Origin of the sequence: Sinomicrobium pectinilyticum, from assembly GCF_003725735.1 — a bacterium.
In the GTDB taxonomy this organism is placed as follows: domain Bacteria; phylum Bacteroidota; class Bacteroidia; order Flavobacteriales; family Flavobacteriaceae; genus Sinomicrobium; species Sinomicrobium pectinilyticum.
On the sequence record NZ_RJTM01000139.1, the window covers coordinates 1 to 18,175 of the forward strand.

Consider the following 18,175-nt stretch of genomic DNA (forward strand, 5'->3'; position numbering starts at 1 on the left):
ACCGATTTTTTTCAACCTTTGGGATCAACCCACACTTGAACAAAAATCAGAAATATATCAACGAACTTTTACTATACGGCACCATCGCCGCTTAATTTTTTAACGAACTATTGAAACAAAGACATTGTTAGTTTACACATTGAGGAATAATGAAAAAGTCGGAAGTCCGAAGTCAGGAGTAAAATTAACTTCAGACTTCCGGCTTCGGACCTCAAAATTCAAACAAATATGAAAACACGATATAGACTATTCATATTCGCCGGGTTACTGGCAACGGGGGCATGTGATGATTACATGGATGTAGAACCTAAGGGGCAGATTATTCCCCGGGAGGTAGGTGAATATGATTTATTGCTGAATGATCTGAACGATCACAGGTCGTTTGGAGATGAACTGTATTTCAGTTCCGATGATTTCTTTCCGTACGAACTTGAAGATGATGAAAATGTAACCCCCGATAATCCGCAATTTAAGTTCTATAGATGGGCAGGCGATTTATACCGGGAAGGAAGCGTTCCCGGAGCCTGGCAGACACCTTATAATTTTATATATACTTATAATGTGATCATCGACGGGATAGATGATGCCCCGGTAACGGGGAACGGCGTAGCGGCAGACAGGCAACGCATAAAGGCCGAAGCCCGTGTGGGCAGGTCGTTTGAATACTGGCTGCTGGTCAATCTGTTTGCCAGGCAGTACAACCCGGTATCGGCGGCTTCAGACCCGGGGGTCCCCCTGGTTACCGTACCCGATGCCTCGGGAGACACACCTTTGCGCTCTTCCGTACAGGAGGTCTACGATTTTATAATAAAAGAGGTGGAAGAGTCCGTTGCCGACCTGCCTGACAAAGCGGTTAATTTTGCCCGCCCGGATAAAACGGCAGCCTATGCCTTGCTGGCCAGGTACTACCTGTTTGCAGGTGATTATGAGAAAGCGCTTTTAAACGCGGACAGGGCTATTGCCCGGAATGGGCAATTGACAGATTATGCTGCTTTGGAAGCGGAAGTGGAAGGTGAAGAGAACAATGCACCCATCAGGACCGAACAATACATGGGCAGTTATATGGGGGCCGGATTTCCTTTTACCGTATGGCTGTCAGATGAGTTGCAGGAACTTTACGACCCCGGGGATTACCGGCTTGCCAGATTACTAAGAACACCTTGTTATATCACGGGGGAATGCGTAGAAGGACGTTATTCGAATGGAGGCTCTTTTACGGCAAGTATTAATACCTCTGTTCCGGAAATGTACCTGGTTCGGGCCGAATGCCACGCGAGGTTGGGGGCCGGGGCCAAAGCGCTCAACGATATAAACCTGCTCCGTTCCAAGAGATTGCCCGGGGAGGTATATGAAGACTTAACCGGTTCCGACTTTGCTTCAGACCGGGAAACACTGGCCTTTGTACTCGATGAACGAAGGAGGGAAATGCTCTTTACCGGTATACGCCTGTTCGACCTTAAGCGCCTTAACCTGGAACCGGAATTCGCCACTACCGTTACCCATACCATGAAAGGGGAAACCTACATATTGAGGCCCGAAGACAACAATTGGGTATTTCCGATCCCGGATGCCGTATTGATCTTTAACCCGGATATACAACAAAATCCGAGAGATTACCCCTGAGCATTCCGTTGCCCTGTTAAAAACAACGGCAAGGCACAATAGTGAACAATAAGTGAATAAACAAATATCAATATGAAAAAAAAAGTATTAGGAATATTCGTACTGTTTTTTACAGCTAACTGGTTATCAGCGCAAGAGTGCGTGGTAAAGGATTCCCGCTTAAACCAGAAATACGAAGGTGATTGTAAAAAGGGCCTGGCCCATGGTAAAGGACAGGCCTGGGGAGAAACCGATAGGTATGAAGGCGGGTTCAGGAAAGGGCAGTTGCATGGTTACGGCATTTATACCTGGGGGGATGGTTCTGTATATACGGGAGAGTTTACAAAGGGCGATATGCATGGTGAGGGAGAACTGGTTCAAAAGTCGGGATCAGGAGAAAATACGGTTAAAAGGGGCTTTTTTAAAAAGGGAGAGTATATAGGTACCCATAAGGAAGCCTATAAGGTTATCACCCAACGGGACGTCCGTAACATTTCTTTCCGGAAGAATGCGGGCGATATCAACCAGGTGAGGATCAATGTATATGCCAATGGTAATATGGTTTCCAGTGGAATTGCAGTAAAGGACCGGAATAATTCCGTAACGGAGAACCGGAATGGAATAGTGTTTACTTCGCCCCGGTTCCCCCTGGAATTTGTAGAGGTGGAAATTCAGCTGGGCACCTTTACCCACCAGGCGGTTTTTGACATTTACAGCGAAGGCAACTGGGAAGTCAATATATCACTGTAATTAGGGTTCATCATTAAAAATTAACAGATTATAAAAAAACAAAACAGATGAAAAAAACGATTTACACCCTGTCGGGCCTGGTGCTTTTTGCGGTTTCCTGTACGAAAACCCCTGTGGATTACGCCGTGGTATCGGGTAAAATAAAAAATGTGGAAAAAGAATTGACGCTTTACTCTGCGGACATGAAATTTTCAAAAAGGTTGGAACTCCGTGAAGACGGCAGTTTTTCCGATACCATCCGGGAAAAACTCGGAGGGCATTTTACACTGGGAGGCCTGCAGTTGTACCTGGGCAAAGGAAGCGATATTGCCATAAACGGGGATGCCGCCGATTTTCAGAACACACTGGCCATTTCGGGTAAAGGTTCAGCCCCAAGCGAGTATCTGATATTAAAAAGAAAAACCCAGGCCGATTTAATGGGGAAAGACCCCAAGCTGTTTTTTCAGCAGCAGGAGATGGAGTTTAAAGAAGCTAATGACCGGATAAGAAAAACGTTGACCGGGGCGCTCGACTCGATGAAAGGGGGCATAAGCGAGGATTTTATGAAAAAGGAAAAGAGGAACCTGGATTATGAGTATTTACAAACGTTGCAGGAATATGAGAATTGGCATGGTTATGTTACCCAAAACGAGGATTTTAAAGTGTCGGACGGATTTTTGGACGAACTGGATGACATAGATTATAACCGTGAAGAGGATTATAATTTTTCCCAGGCTTACAAGGAAGTGTTGAACCGCCATTACGCTGAAGAAGCTCATAAACTGGTGAAACAGGATTCATTGCCTGTGGCATTTGCCTATTTAAAGGCTCTGGAAACTATTTCCAATGAAGCCATCAGGAACAAGATGTTGTTTGGTGCGGTACGTAGTTCTATTACTTACGTGGATGAGAACGAACGCGAAGAATATTATACGGCTTTTAAAGCGGCCTCTACGGATAAGGACAACAATGCTGAGATCGAAAAAATGTACAACGGCTTAAGGGCCCTGGCCAAAGGGAATCCGTCGCCCGGGTTTACGGACTACGAAAATTATGCGGGGGGGACCACCTCGCTGGACGACCTTAAGGGAAAATATGTCTATATCGATGTATGGGCTACCTGGTGCGGGCCGTGTAGGGCGGAAATACCGTTTTTAAAGAAAGCGGAGGAAGAGTACCGGGATAAGAACATCGAATTTGTAAGCATTTCCATAGACCAGGAAAAAGACCATGACAAATGGAGGGCCATGATAGAAGAAAAAGAGCTCAAAGGTATACAATTACTGGCCGATAATGCCTTTGAGTCGGAATTTGTCACAGCATATCTGATAGCAGGAATACCTCATTTTATACTGATCGATCCTGAGGGAACTATAGTATCGTCCAATGCCCCCCGTCCTTCTTCCCCCGATCTGAAAAAATTGTTTGACAGGATTTTATAGGACGGACCTTAAGAAACCTATGATAACGAACACCTTTATATAAATAAGAAGCTTTGTGAGCCAAAACAGCCGGGGTTGTTTTTAGTGAAGGGGCCGGGTAGTGCGCCGGCGCAAACCTGCCTCGCCGGCAGGCAGGAAGGACATTTTTTAGTCAATGAAATCCTTTTTAAAGATGCTCTAAAAAAGCGCTTATAAAAAACATGAACTGATGAAGTATCTTTTTTCTTTAGTGGCCGGATTGTTATTGAACGCGGTTTTCCCACAGGCCGGGCAGGTGACGTGGAATACCTCGGTAGAAAAGCTGTCTGACACCGAATACCAGCTGGTCATGACAGCCTCCATCATAGAACACTGGCACCTGTATACTACAGATATCCCCGGAGACGGCCCCATCCCGACCTCCTTTACCTTTGAAGGGGCAGGGGAGGATTACGAACTGGTCGGGGACCTGGAAGAAAGTGAATCGTATACGGAATACGACAATATCTTCGACATGGAGCTTTCCTATTTTGACGGGGAAGCCGTTTTCAAACAAAAGATCAAACTGCTGAAGCCCGGTCTCAAGGCGATACGGGGACTGGTAGAATACCAGGCCTGTGACGACCAAAGTTGTATTTTTGACAATGCCGACCTGGCCTTTTCGCTGGATGGGGGTAAGGCAGAAGTGAAACAACTGGAAGTGGATGAAAAGAGTGCCCTTTTGTCCAAAAGCTTAAAACTGGACCTTAAAAACCCGGAAGCGTTAAACACGGGTACACAGGGCCAAAGCGGCGGAAGCGGCCTTATGGGCATTTTTGTGCTGGGCTTTCTGGGAGGGCTGTTAGCTTTGCTGACCCCTTGCGTGTTCCCTATGATCCCGTTAACGGTTTCCTTCTTTACCAAACAGTCGGGCAACCGCAAGAAAGGGATTTCCAATGCCATCCTCTACGGCGTGTTTATCGTATTGATCTATATGCTGTTGAGCCTGCCGTTCCATTTCCTGGACAGCATAGACCCGGAGATACTGAACACGATCTCGACTAATGTGTGGCTCAATATCGCCTTCTTTGTGATTTTTGTGTTCTTTTCCTTTTCCTTTTTCGGGTATTACGAACTGACCCTGCCCAGCTCCTGGGGGAATAAGATGGATTCGGCCTCTGGTGCGGGGGGGATCATCGGCATTTTCTTTATGGCCCTGACCCTGGCTATCGTATCTTTTTCATGTACCGGTCCTATACTGGGCTCTTTACTGGTCGGTTCACTGACGGCAGAAGGAGGGGCCACCCAGCTCACAGCGGGTATCACCGGCTTTGGGTTTGCCCTGGCGCTGCCCTTTGCCCTGTTTGCCCTGTTCCCGAACTGGCTGAACTCTTTGCCGAAATCAGGCGGCTGGATGACCACGGTCAAAGTGGTGCTGGGCTTCCTGGAACTGGCCCTGGCCTTTAAGTTTTTGTCCAATGCCGATTTGGTCGAACACTGGGGCCTCCTGAAACGGGAGATATTTATCGGCATCTGGATCGTGATCTTTGCTTTGATGGCCGTTTACCTGTTCGGCAAGATCAGGTTTCCGCATGATGGCCCTTTGAAGAAACCGGGATTTGTACGTATCGCTACCGGAGTGCTGGTCACGGCCTTTGTGATTTACCTGGTTCCTGGGGTTTGGGGAGCGAACCTCAGGCTGCTCAGCGGTTTTCCGCCACCGATGTTCTACAGTATCAAACCCCAGGTGAGCGATTGTCCTTTGGAAATTAACTGTTTTAAGGACTTTGACGAAGGCCTGGCCTATGCCAAAGCGAATAACAAACCGATATTGTTGGATTTTACGGGATGGGCGTGTGTCAACTGCCGGAAGATGGAAGAGAATGTATGGAGTGTACCCAAGGTGTACGACCTGATCAATGAAGAATATGTTCTGATCTCCCTGTATATTGACGATAGGAAAGAACTTCCCGAAGACAAACAGTTCAATTATCAATTGAAGTCGGGCCGTGTAAAGCAAATCCGGACCATAGGGGAGAAGTGGGCGACCTTCCAGGCGATCAATTTTCATACGGCTTCACAGCCTTATTATGTGATCATGACCCCGGATATGGAACTGATGGGCCCTTCACAGAAATACACCGATACGGAAACCTATTACAACTGGCTTAAAGCCGGAATAACAGAGATAAAATAAGTCTATGAGAATACGTAAAATAACAGGGTTGCTACTGTTGGTAGTAGCCGGTTTAAATGCCCAGTCCAGGGATAAAGTCCCTTTTGACCCGGCTGTCCGGCAGGGGGTATTGCCCAATGGCATGAAATATTACATCAAGCACAATGAGGAGCCGAAGGAAAGGGCATCCTTTTATTTTGCCCAGAATGTGGGGTCTGTTCTCGAAAAGGAATCACAAAGGGGGCTGGCACACTTTCTCGAACACATGGCCTTTAACGGGCTGGACCATTTCCCGGAAAAAAGCATGATGGAATACCTGGAAAAAAACGGGATTACATTCGGGTCTGAAATCAATGCCTTTACCTCCTTTGACGAAACGGTATACAACATCAGCAAAGTCCCCGTAACCAATGAAAAACTGCTCGATTCCACCCTGCTGGTCCTGCACGACTGGTCGGGTTACCTCTCCCTTACCGAGGAAGAGATCGATGTCGAAAGGGGGGTAATCAATGAAGAGTGGAGAACAGGGAACACCCCCGGTTTCCGGGTTGCGGAAAAGGTGTACACCGAAGGCGTAATGAAAGGCTCCGTTTATGCCGATCGTATGCCCATAGGACTCATGTCCGTGGTCAACAATTTTAAATACGACGAACTCCGGGATTACTACAAATGGTGGTACCGTCCCGACCAGCAGGCGGTTATCGTGGTAGGGGATATCGATGTGGATGTTATGGAGGCGAAAATAAAAGAGGTGTTTTCACCCATTCCCCTGAAAAAAGACCTGCCCGAACGAAAGGACTTTGATATCGCACTGGACGGGGATATTCATTTTATCAAGTCGCTGGACAAGGAAGTGGGGACTACCAGTATTGAGTTTATAATCAGGAACAAGGTCAAAGATCTGAGGGGATATGAATACCTGGATGATCAGTTGATAAAAAATGTGGTTTCGTATATCTTGAATAACCGGTACAAGGAACAGACCGTTAAAAAGGAATGCCCCGCCTTGTCTGTCGGCTATTCATATTCGAACTTTGTACGGCCATTGGATATTATGGGGCTTTACATACAGCCCAAGACCGATATGGAATTGGAGAGTTTCGAATTTGCCCTTACCGAACTCCTCCGGTTTGTAAGGCACGGGGTCACGGAAAGTGAATTGCAACGGGCAAAACTGTCCATCAAAAACAGCAACCTTTCCTATCTGAAAAACAAGGATAAGATCAGCAGTGACACCTACGCCCAGCGGCTATACCAGCATTACTTTACCGGCAATCCTCTTCCGGACATAACCTGGCATGTAAACTATGTGGCGGACCGCCTGGAAACCATTACCAATGCGGATATCCTGGACTATATGGGCACCGTATACAAAGAAGAGGATATCCTGATGGCCGTAAAAGGCTCCTCCGAAAAGCCCCACCCGGGCAAAGACGAATTTGTACAACGTTTTAAAAAGGTAACCGCCCTGGACCCGGAACCCTATACCGACAGTACGGACGACACCCCCCTGATCGCTGCCGGCCTGAAGGAACAGCCTGTAGTAAAGACTACCGGGATTACCGGGCTGGATGCGCGTCAGTACGAACTGGCCAACGGGGCCAAAGTGGTTATTTTCCCTACCCCTTATGACAAGGATGAGATATATATGGTAGCATACAGTCCCGGAGGGAATTCCCTGTTGGACAAAGACCTTCTGCCTTCTGCAGGGGAGGCTACCGGTGTAGCCGCCCAATCCGGATTGGGAAGTTTTGATGCGATAGCATTAAATAAAAAGTTGGCCGGTACAAGTACATCCCTGGGACTCTCCATAGATGAGCTGTCGGAATCTTTGTCAGGGAACAGTACGAAATCAGATATAGAAGTGCTGTTCCAGAAAATATACCTCAGCTTTGAAGCTCCGAGGTTTGAAGAGGAAGCCTATGACCTCACCCTGGAACGCATAGCCAAAAACCTGGAGCAGAAGCAAAAAAACAAAAAAAGCATTTTAGAGGATTCCATGTCCATGGCCTTGACAACGCATCATAAAAGGACACAGTTGTTTAACCGTGAATACCTGGACCGGGTAGATCTGGAAAAAATAAAGAAAGTATATGCCGACCGTTTCCGTGGTATTGACGATTTTACCTTTGTATTCGTTGGAGATATTGACGAACAGCAACTACTGGGACTGGCCCAAAAATATATAGGCAACATAAAGGCGGAAAAGAGGACAGAAACCTATATCGACCACAAATACCGGCCCGCCAAAGGAAAAACGGTGGTCCGGGTAACCGAAGATATGGAGACCCCCCAGGCCACGGTAAATATTATATATAAGGGCAGCATGCCTTATACTTTTGAAAACAGCATGAAAGTAAGTATGGTAGGCCAGTTGTTGCAAAAGAATTATCACGATATCATCCGCGAAGAAGAAGGCGGTAGCTATGGCGTAGGGGCATGGGCATCCTTGGGGGATATCCCCCGGCCGCAATACACCCTGTCTGTAAGTTTCGATTGCAACCCCGATATGGTAGACCGACTGGTGGAGGTAGTCTATGCCGAAGTGAATAAACTGGGGGAGACCGTAGATGCCAAAAAATTACGGGAAGTGAAGGAATCGATGATAAAAGGAATGAAAGAAGCCGTTGACAATAACGGCTATTGGATAAATGTGCTGACCTCCCATGTTTTTTACGGAAGAAAAATCCATACCCTTGAAGAATATATAGAAACCGTAAACAGGATAAGCATGGATGACATCAGGGAAATGGCCCGTACCATATCGGGAAATGCCGATGTTGTGGAAGGTGTACTGGTTCCCAAATCTTGAGTAATAAACCATATATAACTTAGACAGAATCTTAAACGAGTTCATTGCTAACAAGCTTAACAAAGGAAAAAATGAATAAGAGATTAGCTGCCCTGGACGAACATTTCAGTAGTTTTAAAACACATATTATCGGTGAGCACCAGGCATTCCGCTCACCCTACGGCGTGCAAAAAATGTTATATGCCGACTGGGTGGCCAGCGGGAGGTTATACATGCCCATAGAAAAAAGGATCGTAGAGGAAGTAGCCCCTTTCTTTGCCAATACGCATTCCTTTTCCAGTGAGACCGGTAAAATTACTACAAACCTGTACCTTGAAGCCCGCAGCATCATAAAAAAGCATGTCAATGCAGGCGAAGACGATGTCCTGGTCACCACAGGATCGGGGATGACCGGCGCACTGGCCTGTCTGCAACGGATCATGAGACTTCGGAAGTACCAGTACCGGGACCCGGGGGGAAAACCTGTGGTGTTTATCACGCATATGGAACACCATTCCAATCACGTACCCTGGCTGGAGACCCATGCGGATGTGGAGATGATCCACCCGGACAGGCATCTGAAGCCGGATTTTGGCTATCTGGAAGAATTATTGGAGAAATATAAGGACCGTAAACTGAAAATCGGTTCATTTACGGCTTGCTCCAATGTAACCGGGGAGATCGTGGATTACACGAAATTGGTTAAAACCATGCATGCCCATGGCGGGCTGTGTTTTCTGGATTTTGCCGCCTCGGCCCCTTATGTGCCGATCGATATGCAACCGGAAGACGAAGCCGGACGACCGGATGCTGTTTTCTTCTCTCCCCATAAGTTTTTGGGCGGACCCGGAGCTTGCGGCATATTGATTTTCAATAAAAAGCTCTACGGAAATGAAGTTCCCGATTGTCCCGGGGGAGGTAATGTAAAATGGACCGATCCCTGGGGAGGATATTCGTATTTCGAAGATATAGAAACACGGGAGGACGGGGGAACCCCTGGAATTTTACAGGTTATAAGGGCGGCACTGGCCATAAAACTCAAAGAAAAGATGAATCCGGACCTGATGGCATTACAGGAGGAAAAGCTGCTTCAACGGTTTTACGGGGAACTGAAAAATGTACCTCAAATCAAATACATAGGAGATAGTAATGCCAAACGTATCGGATGTGTGTCCCTGAATATTGAAGATATTCATTACAACCTGGTAGTGCGATTACTCAATGACCGTTTCGGGATCCAGGTCCGGGGAGGCTGGTCCTGTGCCAGTACCTATGCCCATTACCTGTGTGGTATTGATAAAGTAACCTCAGCGGGGATGATGCGTGAAATAGACCGGACAAACCTGGTGAACAAACCGGGTTGGGTACGTGTTTCCCTGCACCCGACAATGTCCCCGGAGGAAGTAGTATATATCACGGGTGCCCTTCGTGAGATTATCCGGCATAAGGAAACATGGCAAAAGGATTACAGCTATAACCCTGTAAACAACGAGTTCGAACCTTTTAGTACAACCTCTCCGGAGGTAAGCCCGGGCCGGGTATTTGCCGCTTTATAAACAATTAAAAAAAACAAAAAATGATGAAATCCTTTATGTACATGATTTGTGTACTGGGCATAGCAGGCCTGGCTGTGGCAGCCTGCCAGCGCACGGCGAAATCGACCGACATTCCCTTCGAGGTAGCGGAAAATTATTTTGTAAAAAACGACGTGGAAGAATTACCCGATCCGAAAATCGAAACGGCCGGACAATTTGAAGCGGTATTCGGTGCAGCGGCAACGATGGGTAAAAACGGTATGCCCACTGCCATTGACTTCACCAGGCAATTCGTCATTGCCGTGGCCCTCCCGGAAACGGATAAAGACACATCAATCAAGCCGGTGAGCCTGCAGCGAACAGCATCGGGCGAGGTGGTCTTTACCTACAGCGTCCGAACCGGCGAAAACATGTCGTTCTCCGTACGCCCCAGCCTGGTCATTATCGTCAATAAAACGCATGATGGAAAGGTAATATTACATGAAGAAATATAGAATCGGAAGAACTTTCTGAAGTGCTCACCGGAAAATGGATCAAAAAAAAAGAAGATAATGGGTAATGATATAGCACTGCCAACAACAGGTTTAATTGTAGTTAGGGATCATAAATTATTATTAGCGTACAGCAATAATAAAAACGCATGGTATCTGCCGGGTGGAAAAGTAGACAAAGGTGAAACTTCATTACAATCGCTGATAAGGGAGATACGTGAAGAACTGAATATCGAAATAATTCCCGAAAAATTAAGCTACTACTGCCATATATCTGCACCTGCATATGGTGAAAATACCAGTGTCATCATGGAGCAGGACTGCTTTTTTTACGAGTTAACCGGTGAAGTCAAACCAGGCAACGAAATCGGAGCAGTTAAATTCTTTAATCTCGAAATGTATACTTCAGAACCGGTTCAGGTCATTGGTGTTCTGAAAGTATTTGAAAAATTAGCAAAAGATAATATACTGATATAAAGCGGCAGTTGGATAGTCAGCCAAATATTACTTCTTTAAGACTTTCATGGCAATAGGTGAATTTACCCCTATTTTGTTATTTAAAAACGAGTTCATTGATAAAAATTTGAACCGCTTCGACAAATAGTATTAATTCTTGTCACCTTTTTTTGAACTTTTATAATATATAAAGTATAGAGGAGGGATTTTTAGTGTAAAGGATACTTTCTTAAAAGCAAACCGGGTACAATAATGAGATATTAGGGGTGTATGAGGTTGTCCCTGCTCATGATCCGTTGCGGGGATATATTATGAATTTCAATACGAACAGGGAAAATACACAGGAAAGTATCGTAAAAGAAATAAATACAGGGGAAATACCGGTATGCAGGGGTTTACCCGGAGCTGGTTTGTTCAAAAGGAACGCTTTTGAATTATAGTTCTCATGGTACAGGTTTCTTTTGAAATAAACACAGGGCAAAAAAGCCCTGTGCTTTAAACCCGATGCAATTCTTTATAAACGGCCTGGTCAGTGTCTGACAATATTGAGAGACTGTCTAAATTTTGTTTTTGGTCCCGATAATTATCGGGATTATAGCGTATTTTTTTGTCAGGCAGGGCTGAGCGTATAAAAAAAATCTGGTAGACTTTTTTAGCGAAGGAGCCAGGATGCCGCGAGGGCAAGAGGTGTATAGCCATAGCTACGGACCGAAAAATAGCTGAAGCATGGCAGGACCGAACGTTAAGAAATCGAAGATTCACGAACACCTTGATATAAATGAGAAGTTTCGTGAGCTAAAACAGCTAGTAGCTGTTTTTAGTGAAGGGGCCAGCTGGTGTGCCGGCAGAATAAAGGAACCAAAGGCGATGTCCTGAGCTTGCCGAAGGGATAAAACTTAGACAGTCTCTGAAATAATCGTGAAAATCAATCAATTTTTATGAACCAAATATTTTATACAATGAAGTCAAAAAGAATTTTCGGCCATGCCGTCGGGATCCTGTCTATCTCCTTCATGGTTATTGGCTGTGCACCCCGGACCGGGGAAGATGAAATAATAACGGAAATAGACGATCCTTCGACCGAAATTACCCTCGATTGGGACAAAACCTACCAGGAGATTGACGGGTTCGGAACTTTTGCCGGAAGGGCAAAACCGCTTTATGAATCTGAAAACCGCGATAGTATTATTGAATATTTATGGGGCCCAAGTGGATTACAGTTAAATATGATCAGGGCTGAAATACTTTATGAATATCCGTTTGATGAAAATAGCGGAGAGGTGACCGTACCCGGCAATGCTGAAATAAACGCGGGCCCTGGTGGTATCTACCATTCCCTCGGTGAGATCCGGAAACAACAAATTGCCCAGGGCTGGATATTAAAAAATGTCGAGGAGAAATACCAGGTTCCCATTAAACTTGCCAGTGCATGGTCCCCTCCATTGTATATGAGACTGGATTCCACACAGGGGCATTCGAAAGTAAAATTACCGGAAATTCCGGGATTTTCAAATTTGGAAGATGCTCAAAGATCAATAAAGATACTTGAACCCTATATAAAAGGAGAGAAGCTTATTGCCAACGGAGTAAACCCTGAGAAAAGACCTGATTTTGCCCGTTATTTAGCAGGTTTTGTAAATGCATACAAGGAAATGGGTATAGAATTTGACGCCATTTCACCCAGTAACGAACCGGATAATGTGGTTAGCGAATGGGTAAATGCATTCTGGATGCCCGGCGATTTAGGCAGGTTTATTTCTGATGACCTCAGGCCTGCTTTAGATAAAGAAGGTTTGCAGGACGTAAAGATCATAGGGCCTGAGAATGCCGGTTGGGCAACCAATGATTTATTTTTGAATAATATGGACCGAAGCAATATAGATATTTATGCAGGGCATGGTTATAAGGAGATAATGATGCATATAGGAGAGCGTTTAGTACGTGTAGAAGAAGCAACCGAGAATACCGAAGATTTCGAGAGTTGGTATAATGCATTAAATGAAGCACTGAGCAGGGAAACTCATGGGGATTTAAATACAGATCCCATACCGTGGAGTTTCTCAACGGGTGATAAAAAGGTATGGCTCACCGAAGCCAGTGACGATTCGCAGCAGGCAACTGGTAAAGGGGGCGATGCATCGATGTCTGCAGGACTGAAACTGGCAACCCAGATGCATAAATTCCTTACGCTGGAAGGGAATAGTATAAATGCCTATGTGTATTGGCTTGGGATGTTAGATAATGATAATAATGAGGCATTGATATGGGATATCAACGGTTCCCTGAAATTCCCTAAAACATACGATGTCATGGGGCATTTTTCCAGAGATATCGAACCCGGTTATATAAGGTTCGGGGCTAAGGTGAATAAGCATCCCGAGGACCTGTTGCCTTCGGCTTACAGGGACCCCGATACGGGAAAAATGACCGTAGTTATAGTCAACCGGGGAAGTGATGCCTACCGTACTACTTTAAACCCGGGGTTTGATACGGATGAGCTCAAAGGATACCAGACTACAGATAACAGTACAGTACACTGGAAGGAAGAAGTTGTTGTAACTAAAGAAGAATCCGGGAAATGGACCGTTCTGATCCCTGCAAAAAGTGTTATAACTTTAGTAGGAGAGCGGAATTAAGGGGGATTTTCGGGATATCCCATAGATATCCCGGGCCGGTAATATCCCTGAAAATAATGATTTTATCCGGCCAATGCAATACTTATATTTGGGAATCACCTGAATATGGGCTTATGACCGGTATTGGCGGGATTTTACTGTTTTGTTTGTGTGATCATATTTTGGTGAAGAGACCTGGCTGTGCGTGCAGCATAAAAGACCCAAAGGCGATGTCCTGAGTTTATCGAAGGGATAAAGCTCGGACAGTCTCCAAAAGGTTAGTAAAATGAACCGAACATGAAAAATAAACGTTTTATCCAAAACAACCCAGGCGAGTGGGATTTTCCGCCTAAACCGCGCTGGGAGAACGCCCTTCCCGGCAATAACTATTCCCCTCGGGACACGGCCATTGCATTGGTGGTATTTTTTGTTGGGGTGCCCGCCGCGCTGGTGTATTTTACGGCCCATACCATTTGGGGCGATTTTCGGGCATTCCTCGCTGCCGGCACTGTCCTGGTTGTGTTCGGGTTTACCTTTATGCGCGTATCCCGCTTCCTGTTGCTCAGGCAGGCAAGGGAACAAGGCAAATATTATCGGCAGGCCGGGATTAGCTGGTTGCCCGAAGAGAAACGTGCTGCTCTGCAGCTGGACGCCCCGATGATGTTTGAATATGGTTTTTGGCCCGAGAGCCTGGAACACTGGCCGGTGGAGGTACGTTTTTCAAAACCTCCCGTGTTCAAAAGCCTTCCCCTGGAAGCCGCAACGCCCTTTTTACAGCAATTGGACGAAGATTGGGGCATCCTCCTGTCCGAAAGGGCTTATGACAAATGGGTGGCAAGCCTCATGGATGGCGTGCACAGCGGGCAGTTTGCCTTTCATTTGGCTTTTCCGGCGGAAAGTGAAGAGGGAGAAGGCAACCTCCTGGTAAAAAGGCTGGCGGAGTTGACGGAGCTTCCGGAAAATTACGTGTCTGCCTGCGGTACAAGTGTTAATGGAATGCCCCCGAAACTTATCTGGGGCTTCGACCTGTGGCGGGTATTCCCGATGTCACGACAGGCCTTTATGGCCGGGCTTATCAGTGAGGACAAGGCTTGGGACAACATGCTGAAAGCATCGACCCTGGCACACGCTATTTTTGATAGCCTTGAAGACTTTTTCGATAATTACCGCCTCGGCCATGCCTACTGGAGCGGGCAGTATGCCCAAACCAGGCTGCGAAAGGAGCGATGGGACAACTATGAAGCCAATTGTCGGTGGCCCATCAAATCGGTAGCCTGGAAAAAAACATCCGTAGGGGCCCTCCCTGATGATGTCCGCAACGGATTCGCCGGGCAAATAGCACAAGAGAAGAAATACCGGGAAGGAACGGTTATAAAAGGGTTTCGCTCAAAAGAGGAATGATACAAACCGAAAATAGTTCAGACGATCGGAAAAGACGGGCAAACCCCGCTCATTTGACGGGAGCGTATACCAATGCCTGTAAAATTTGAAAAAATAATGTGGTACGACAGACTTAGATTTTACGATAAACAACCGGGACTTACCGAAACGCCCGGAGCAGACTATTTCACAAAACCTTTAATTGCAGAAGAAATCAAAGTCTGGCAGATGGAAGAACTGTATTCCGGATTTCAGGCGGATGAGAAAGTGAATATCCCGGCTTCACTTTATTTACCCAAAGAGTTCCATAAGTTACTATGGTATTCCAATGGCGGGACGATTATCAATGGAGACCGGGAGTTTGATTATTTCTCCCTCCGGGGCATCAGGTATTTCTATTTTGCTTACGGCTTCCCGAAATGGGCTCCCTGTTTCCTCCCGATTGCCTTTAACGGTGGAGGAGTGTTTTACGCTTACGATTTCCGGGATACAAGGCATATTCATCTTGTGGCGGCAAGTGCTGGTAACCTGGATTACGAAAGTGCTGTTTTTATCGGAAAAACATTAACGGAAGTCCTGGGTAAGACAACTAATATTGAAGACGAGCTTTATGTATAAAAGAAAATAACGAATCAGTTATCAAGACATAAATGAACTTAAAAACACCCATACTGACCCTCATTGTATTGGCAACCTGCCTGACTTCGTGCGGACAAAAAACAAAACTGAAAAAGCCGGACCAATTCGTGCATCCCTGCCCGCAGGGTCCAACTGACAATGGAAATCAATGAATACATTTCAGAAGAAATATGTAAGTGAGCGAATAAGTATCATTACAAGTTGTGCAATGCTGATCTTGTCAGTAATCATACTTCTTGTTCTTTTAAAGGAAAAGATCGGGAATGTCTTTGAAACCACCCCTTTCAACTTAATGAAGAACGGGGATACGGATGCGGGTGTATTGAAATTCTTATCCCGCGTGTGTTTCTATTTGGGAGGAATTGTTATCTTTCGTTTAATAAACAAACGCCTGTGTTTTTACAGTCTGGTTCCCATACCATTTGTTACACTGGCGGTTATGATCTATTTTGGCCTGTTTTATCCATACGGCCGCCACAGGGATGTGCTTGCACTTCTTTTCCTGGTTATTCCGACAACGATATGGCTCTTTTTTCTTTTTCGTCAAAAAGCTCACCGGGCCCCGATTCAAAAAATCGTTGCCATCCCCATTTGTGTGCTGGGAGCAATGCCCGTATTACTCATTTTGTTAGTTTTAATCCTGATAACACTTCGCGCTGTTGGAGTCAATATTTATTTTTAGAGTCGTGAATTTTATAAATCTATGATTACCATAATAATGAACTTAAAAACACCTATACTGACCCTCATTGTATTGGCAACCTGCCTGACTTCGTGCGCTCCAAAAGCAAAACTGACAAAGCTGGACCAATCCCTGACCCGTAATTATGTAACGATGATGGAGGCTAGCCCTGAGATAAGGTTTGACAGCCTGGCTCCCCTTTTCAAAAACCGGCTCAAGACCGAATTGACAAAGCCCGGCACATTAAAATACCCGTTCGACAGTCTGTCAGAGAAGCTGTTTAACGTTACCACTGATGACGGGAAATTCAGGATATTTTCCTGGGACGAGCAGGATACTGGAAATTGGCACCATATTGCCGTATTCGGGCAGTTTAAAACCGAAACGGGCCGGGTGGCCGTTCAAGAACTTTCTCCGTTCTCCGTCGATGAAATGGAGGGAGGAGGCTATTCAGACTCCTATACCTATGAAATCCATACCCTGACCATTGACGGTAAACCCCACTACCTGGCCCTCGGGTCGGGTACACACGGTTCCGGGTTTAAACATCAGGTGGTACAGATTTTTAAGATCGAAGGCGATAGCCTGACTCGCTGCGGCAGTTGTTTTGAAGAAGGATCAAGATCATTTGGCACAGAAAAATATTCCTACGATTACCTGGTCATCGAAGTTCGTAGAGGAGATTATATTGATTTGAAATTTAACTCCGAAACCAACGAGATTACCTTCAACGAGTACGTGTATCCAGATTATTCATATGCAAAGGAACCCCAAATAAATGCCACTACTTTAAAGCTGGTAGATGGGGTTTTCAAGACCGTATCTTCTGTGAAGTTGTCCGACGAGCAAGTGAAGGATCTGCAGGAAAAAGAGAAACCCGCGGTAGATTGGTAACAATTACAGATACAATAAAAACGATGCTATCGAGGACAGGCCGGGCTGGCCTGTTGTGGTTATTACTTGCTTTGGCGTTCGGGTTCTTTTCCTGTGACAGTATGCAACGCCTGCAAGGCTATGTGGTAGATGCCGAAACAGGGCAACCTGTTCCCGGGGTAGCGTACAGGCGATATGACAGAAAAAAAGCGTTGCGGGATACCATAGGCCCTTACGGGGTTATCCGGCCGCCGCAAACCGATAGTTTGGGTAGGTTTTCAAGCTATAAGATAGACAACCCGCTTTGGCCGCGAATGAAAGTACGTTTTGAGAAAGAAGGTTACGGCCCGGTAGATCTGAAATGGAAACCGAAGATAGGTAGAGATACGTTAAAAATCCGGTTAAAAAAATACAGCAAAACAGATGAATAAAACACCTCCCTTCCAACTCAAACGCTTATCGGAGATCAGGCACCTTTTGCCTGATGATACAGCTGCTGCCCAAAACCATGATTACCGGCAAAGTTCCGACTTTAAAGACTATCGAAGGCGCTTTGCCGAAAACGTCGAGGAAATCATCCAGACGCCCGGAATGGATGAAGCCGACAAGGATGCCATCCGGAACGCGCTGGAACAGCATCCGCCGGAGCGGACTTATGACGAATGGGTGCTGACCCTTGGGTTTGACCGGCCGGAAAAGGGGGATTGGGAGATGGAAGACCTTGACCTTGACAATATATGGGAAGCCCTTTCTTTTAATAAGCCCGGTGATCTGCCGGAAGGAGAGCCGCCCTTTGTCTATCTCAT

Annotated in this window: 15 protein-coding genes; all 15 read left to right on the forward strand. The window is 46.0% G+C overall.

Annotated features, from left to right (window positions below):
- Window positions 1–228: 228 nt before the first annotated feature.
- A complete protein-coding gene (locus ED312_RS19945) occupies window positions 229–1,623 on the forward strand; it encodes a RagB/SusD family nutrient uptake outer membrane protein (RefSeq protein WP_123217795.1) in 1,395 nt (464 codons plus the stop codon).
- Between the two features lie 72 nt (window positions 1,624–1,695).
- A complete protein-coding gene (locus ED312_RS19950) occupies window positions 1,696–2,352 on the forward strand; it encodes an MORN repeat-containing protein (protein ID WP_123217796.1) in 657 nt (218 codons plus the stop codon).
- Window positions 2,353–2,399: 47 nt separating this feature from the next.
- Window positions 2,400–3,773: a TlpA family protein disulfide reductase gene (locus ED312_RS19955; protein ID WP_123217797.1), complete on the forward strand. Its 1,374-nt coding sequence runs from the start codon at window positions 2,400–2,402 to the stop codon at window positions 3,771–3,773.
- A 208-nt stretch (window positions 3,774–3,981) separates the two neighbouring features.
- Complete coding sequence (locus tag ED312_RS19960) at window positions 3,982–5,928, forward strand: protein-disulfide reductase DsbD family protein (RefSeq protein ID WP_123217798.1); 1,947 nt, start codon at window positions 3,982–3,984, stop codon at window positions 5,926–5,928.
- Window positions 5,929–5,932: 4 nt separating this feature from the next.
- The gene (locus ED312_RS19965) at window positions 5,933–8,719 is read left to right on the forward strand and encodes a M16 family metallopeptidase (protein ID WP_123217799.1); all 2,787 of its coding nucleotides are present in this window, start codon (window positions 5,933–5,935) and stop codon (window positions 8,717–8,719) included.
- Window positions 8,720–8,790: 71 nt separating this feature from the next.
- A complete protein-coding gene (locus ED312_RS19970; RefSeq protein ID WP_123217800.1) occupies window positions 8,791–10,254 on the forward strand; it encodes an aminotransferase class V-fold PLP-dependent enzyme in 1,464 nt (487 codons plus the stop codon).
- A 20-nt stretch (window positions 10,255–10,274) separates the two neighbouring features.
- Entirely contained in the window at window positions 10,275–10,727 is a 453-nt protein-coding gene (locus ED312_RS19975; protein ID WP_123217801.1) for a hypothetical protein, read from the forward strand.
- A 57-nt stretch (window positions 10,728–10,784) separates the two neighbouring features.
- Window positions 10,785–11,201 carry an NUDIX hydrolase gene (locus tag ED312_RS19980; RefSeq protein ID WP_123217802.1) on the forward strand — a complete coding sequence of 139 codons (417 nt, stop codon included), beginning with the start codon at window positions 10,785–10,787 and terminating at the stop codon, window positions 11,199–11,201.
- A 938-nt stretch (window positions 11,202–12,139) separates the two neighbouring features.
- Window positions 12,140–13,816, forward strand: a complete 1,677-nt coding sequence (locus ED312_RS19985) for a glycoside hydrolase (RefSeq protein ID WP_170164567.1) — start codon at window positions 12,140–12,142, stop codon at window positions 13,814–13,816.
- Between the two features lie 276 nt (window positions 13,817–14,092).
- Window positions 14,093–15,196, forward strand: a complete 1,104-nt coding sequence (locus tag ED312_RS19990) for a DUF1266 domain-containing protein (protein WP_123217804.1) — start codon at window positions 14,093–14,095, stop codon at window positions 15,194–15,196.
- Window positions 15,197–15,292: 96 nt separating this feature from the next.
- Entirely contained in the window at window positions 15,293–15,793 is a 501-nt protein-coding gene (locus tag ED312_RS19995) for an SMI1/KNR4 family protein (RefSeq protein WP_148044335.1), read from the forward strand.
- Between the two features lie 169 nt (window positions 15,794–15,962).
- The gene (locus ED312_RS23895; protein WP_123217806.1) at window positions 15,963–16,496 is read left to right on the forward strand and encodes a hypothetical protein; all 534 of its coding nucleotides are present in this window, start codon (window positions 15,963–15,965) and stop codon (window positions 16,494–16,496) included.
- Window positions 16,497–16,517: 21 nt separating this feature from the next.
- Window positions 16,518–17,390, forward strand: coding sequence for a hypothetical protein (locus ED312_RS20005; protein WP_123217807.1), 873 nt, complete (start codon window positions 16,518–16,520; stop codon window positions 17,388–17,390).
- Window positions 17,384–17,800, forward strand: a complete 417-nt coding sequence (locus ED312_RS20010) for a hypothetical protein (RefSeq protein ID WP_148044336.1) — start codon at window positions 17,384–17,386, stop codon at window positions 17,798–17,800. Before ED312_RS20005 ends, ED312_RS20010 begins: the two co-directional genes overlap by 7 nt.
- Window positions 17,793–18,175: hypothetical protein (locus ED312_RS20015; protein WP_148044337.1), on the forward strand; the 383-nt coding region annotated here is incomplete at its 3' end. The genes ED312_RS20010 and ED312_RS20015, both read left to right, overlap by 8 nt.

What these genes read in the sequence shown, in the direction of transcription:
- ED312_RS19970 (WP_123217800.1), top strand. Translation starts at nt 8,791, where the DNA reads ATGAATAAGAGATTAGCTGCCCTGGACGAACATTTCAGTAGTTTTAAA.
- ED312_RS19985 (WP_170164567.1), top strand. Translation starts at nt 12,140, where the DNA reads ATGAAGTCAAAAAGAATTTTCGGCCATGCCGTCGGGATCCTGTCTATC.
- ED312_RS20005 (WP_123217807.1), top strand. Translation starts at nt 16,518, where the DNA reads ATGATTACCATAATAATGAACTTAAAAACACCTATACTGACCCTCATT.
- ED312_RS19960 (WP_123217798.1), top strand. Translation starts at nt 3,982, where the DNA reads ATGAAGTATCTTTTTTCTTTAGTGGCCGGATTGTTATTGAACGCGGTT.
- ED312_RS19990 (WP_123217804.1), top strand. Translation starts at nt 14,093, where the DNA reads ATGAAAAATAAACGTTTTATCCAAAACAACCCAGGCGAGTGGGATTTT.
- ED312_RS19965 (WP_123217799.1), top strand. Translation starts at nt 5,933, where the DNA reads ATGAGAATACGTAAAATAACAGGGTTGCTACTGTTGGTAGTAGCCGGT.
- ED312_RS19955 (WP_123217797.1), top strand. Translation starts at nt 2,400, where the DNA reads ATGAAAAAAACGATTTACACCCTGTCGGGCCTGGTGCTTTTTGCGGTT.
- ED312_RS19975 (WP_123217801.1), top strand. Translation starts at nt 10,275, where the DNA reads ATGATGAAATCCTTTATGTACATGATTTGTGTACTGGGCATAGCAGGC.
- ED312_RS19980 (WP_123217802.1), top strand. Translation starts at nt 10,785, where the DNA reads ATGGGTAATGATATAGCACTGCCAACAACAGGTTTAATTGTAGTTAGG.
- ED312_RS19950 (WP_123217796.1), top strand. Translation starts at nt 1,696, where the DNA reads ATGAAAAAAAAAGTATTAGGAATATTCGTACTGTTTTTTACAGCTAAC.
- ED312_RS23895 (WP_123217806.1), top strand. Translation starts at nt 15,963, where the DNA reads ATGAATACATTTCAGAAGAAATATGTAAGTGAGCGAATAAGTATCATT.
- ED312_RS19995 (WP_148044335.1), top strand. Translation starts at nt 15,293, where the DNA reads ATGTGGTACGACAGACTTAGATTTTACGATAAACAACCGGGACTTACC.
- ED312_RS19945 (WP_123217795.1), top strand. Translation starts at nt 229, where the DNA reads ATGAAAACACGATATAGACTATTCATATTCGCCGGGTTACTGGCAACG.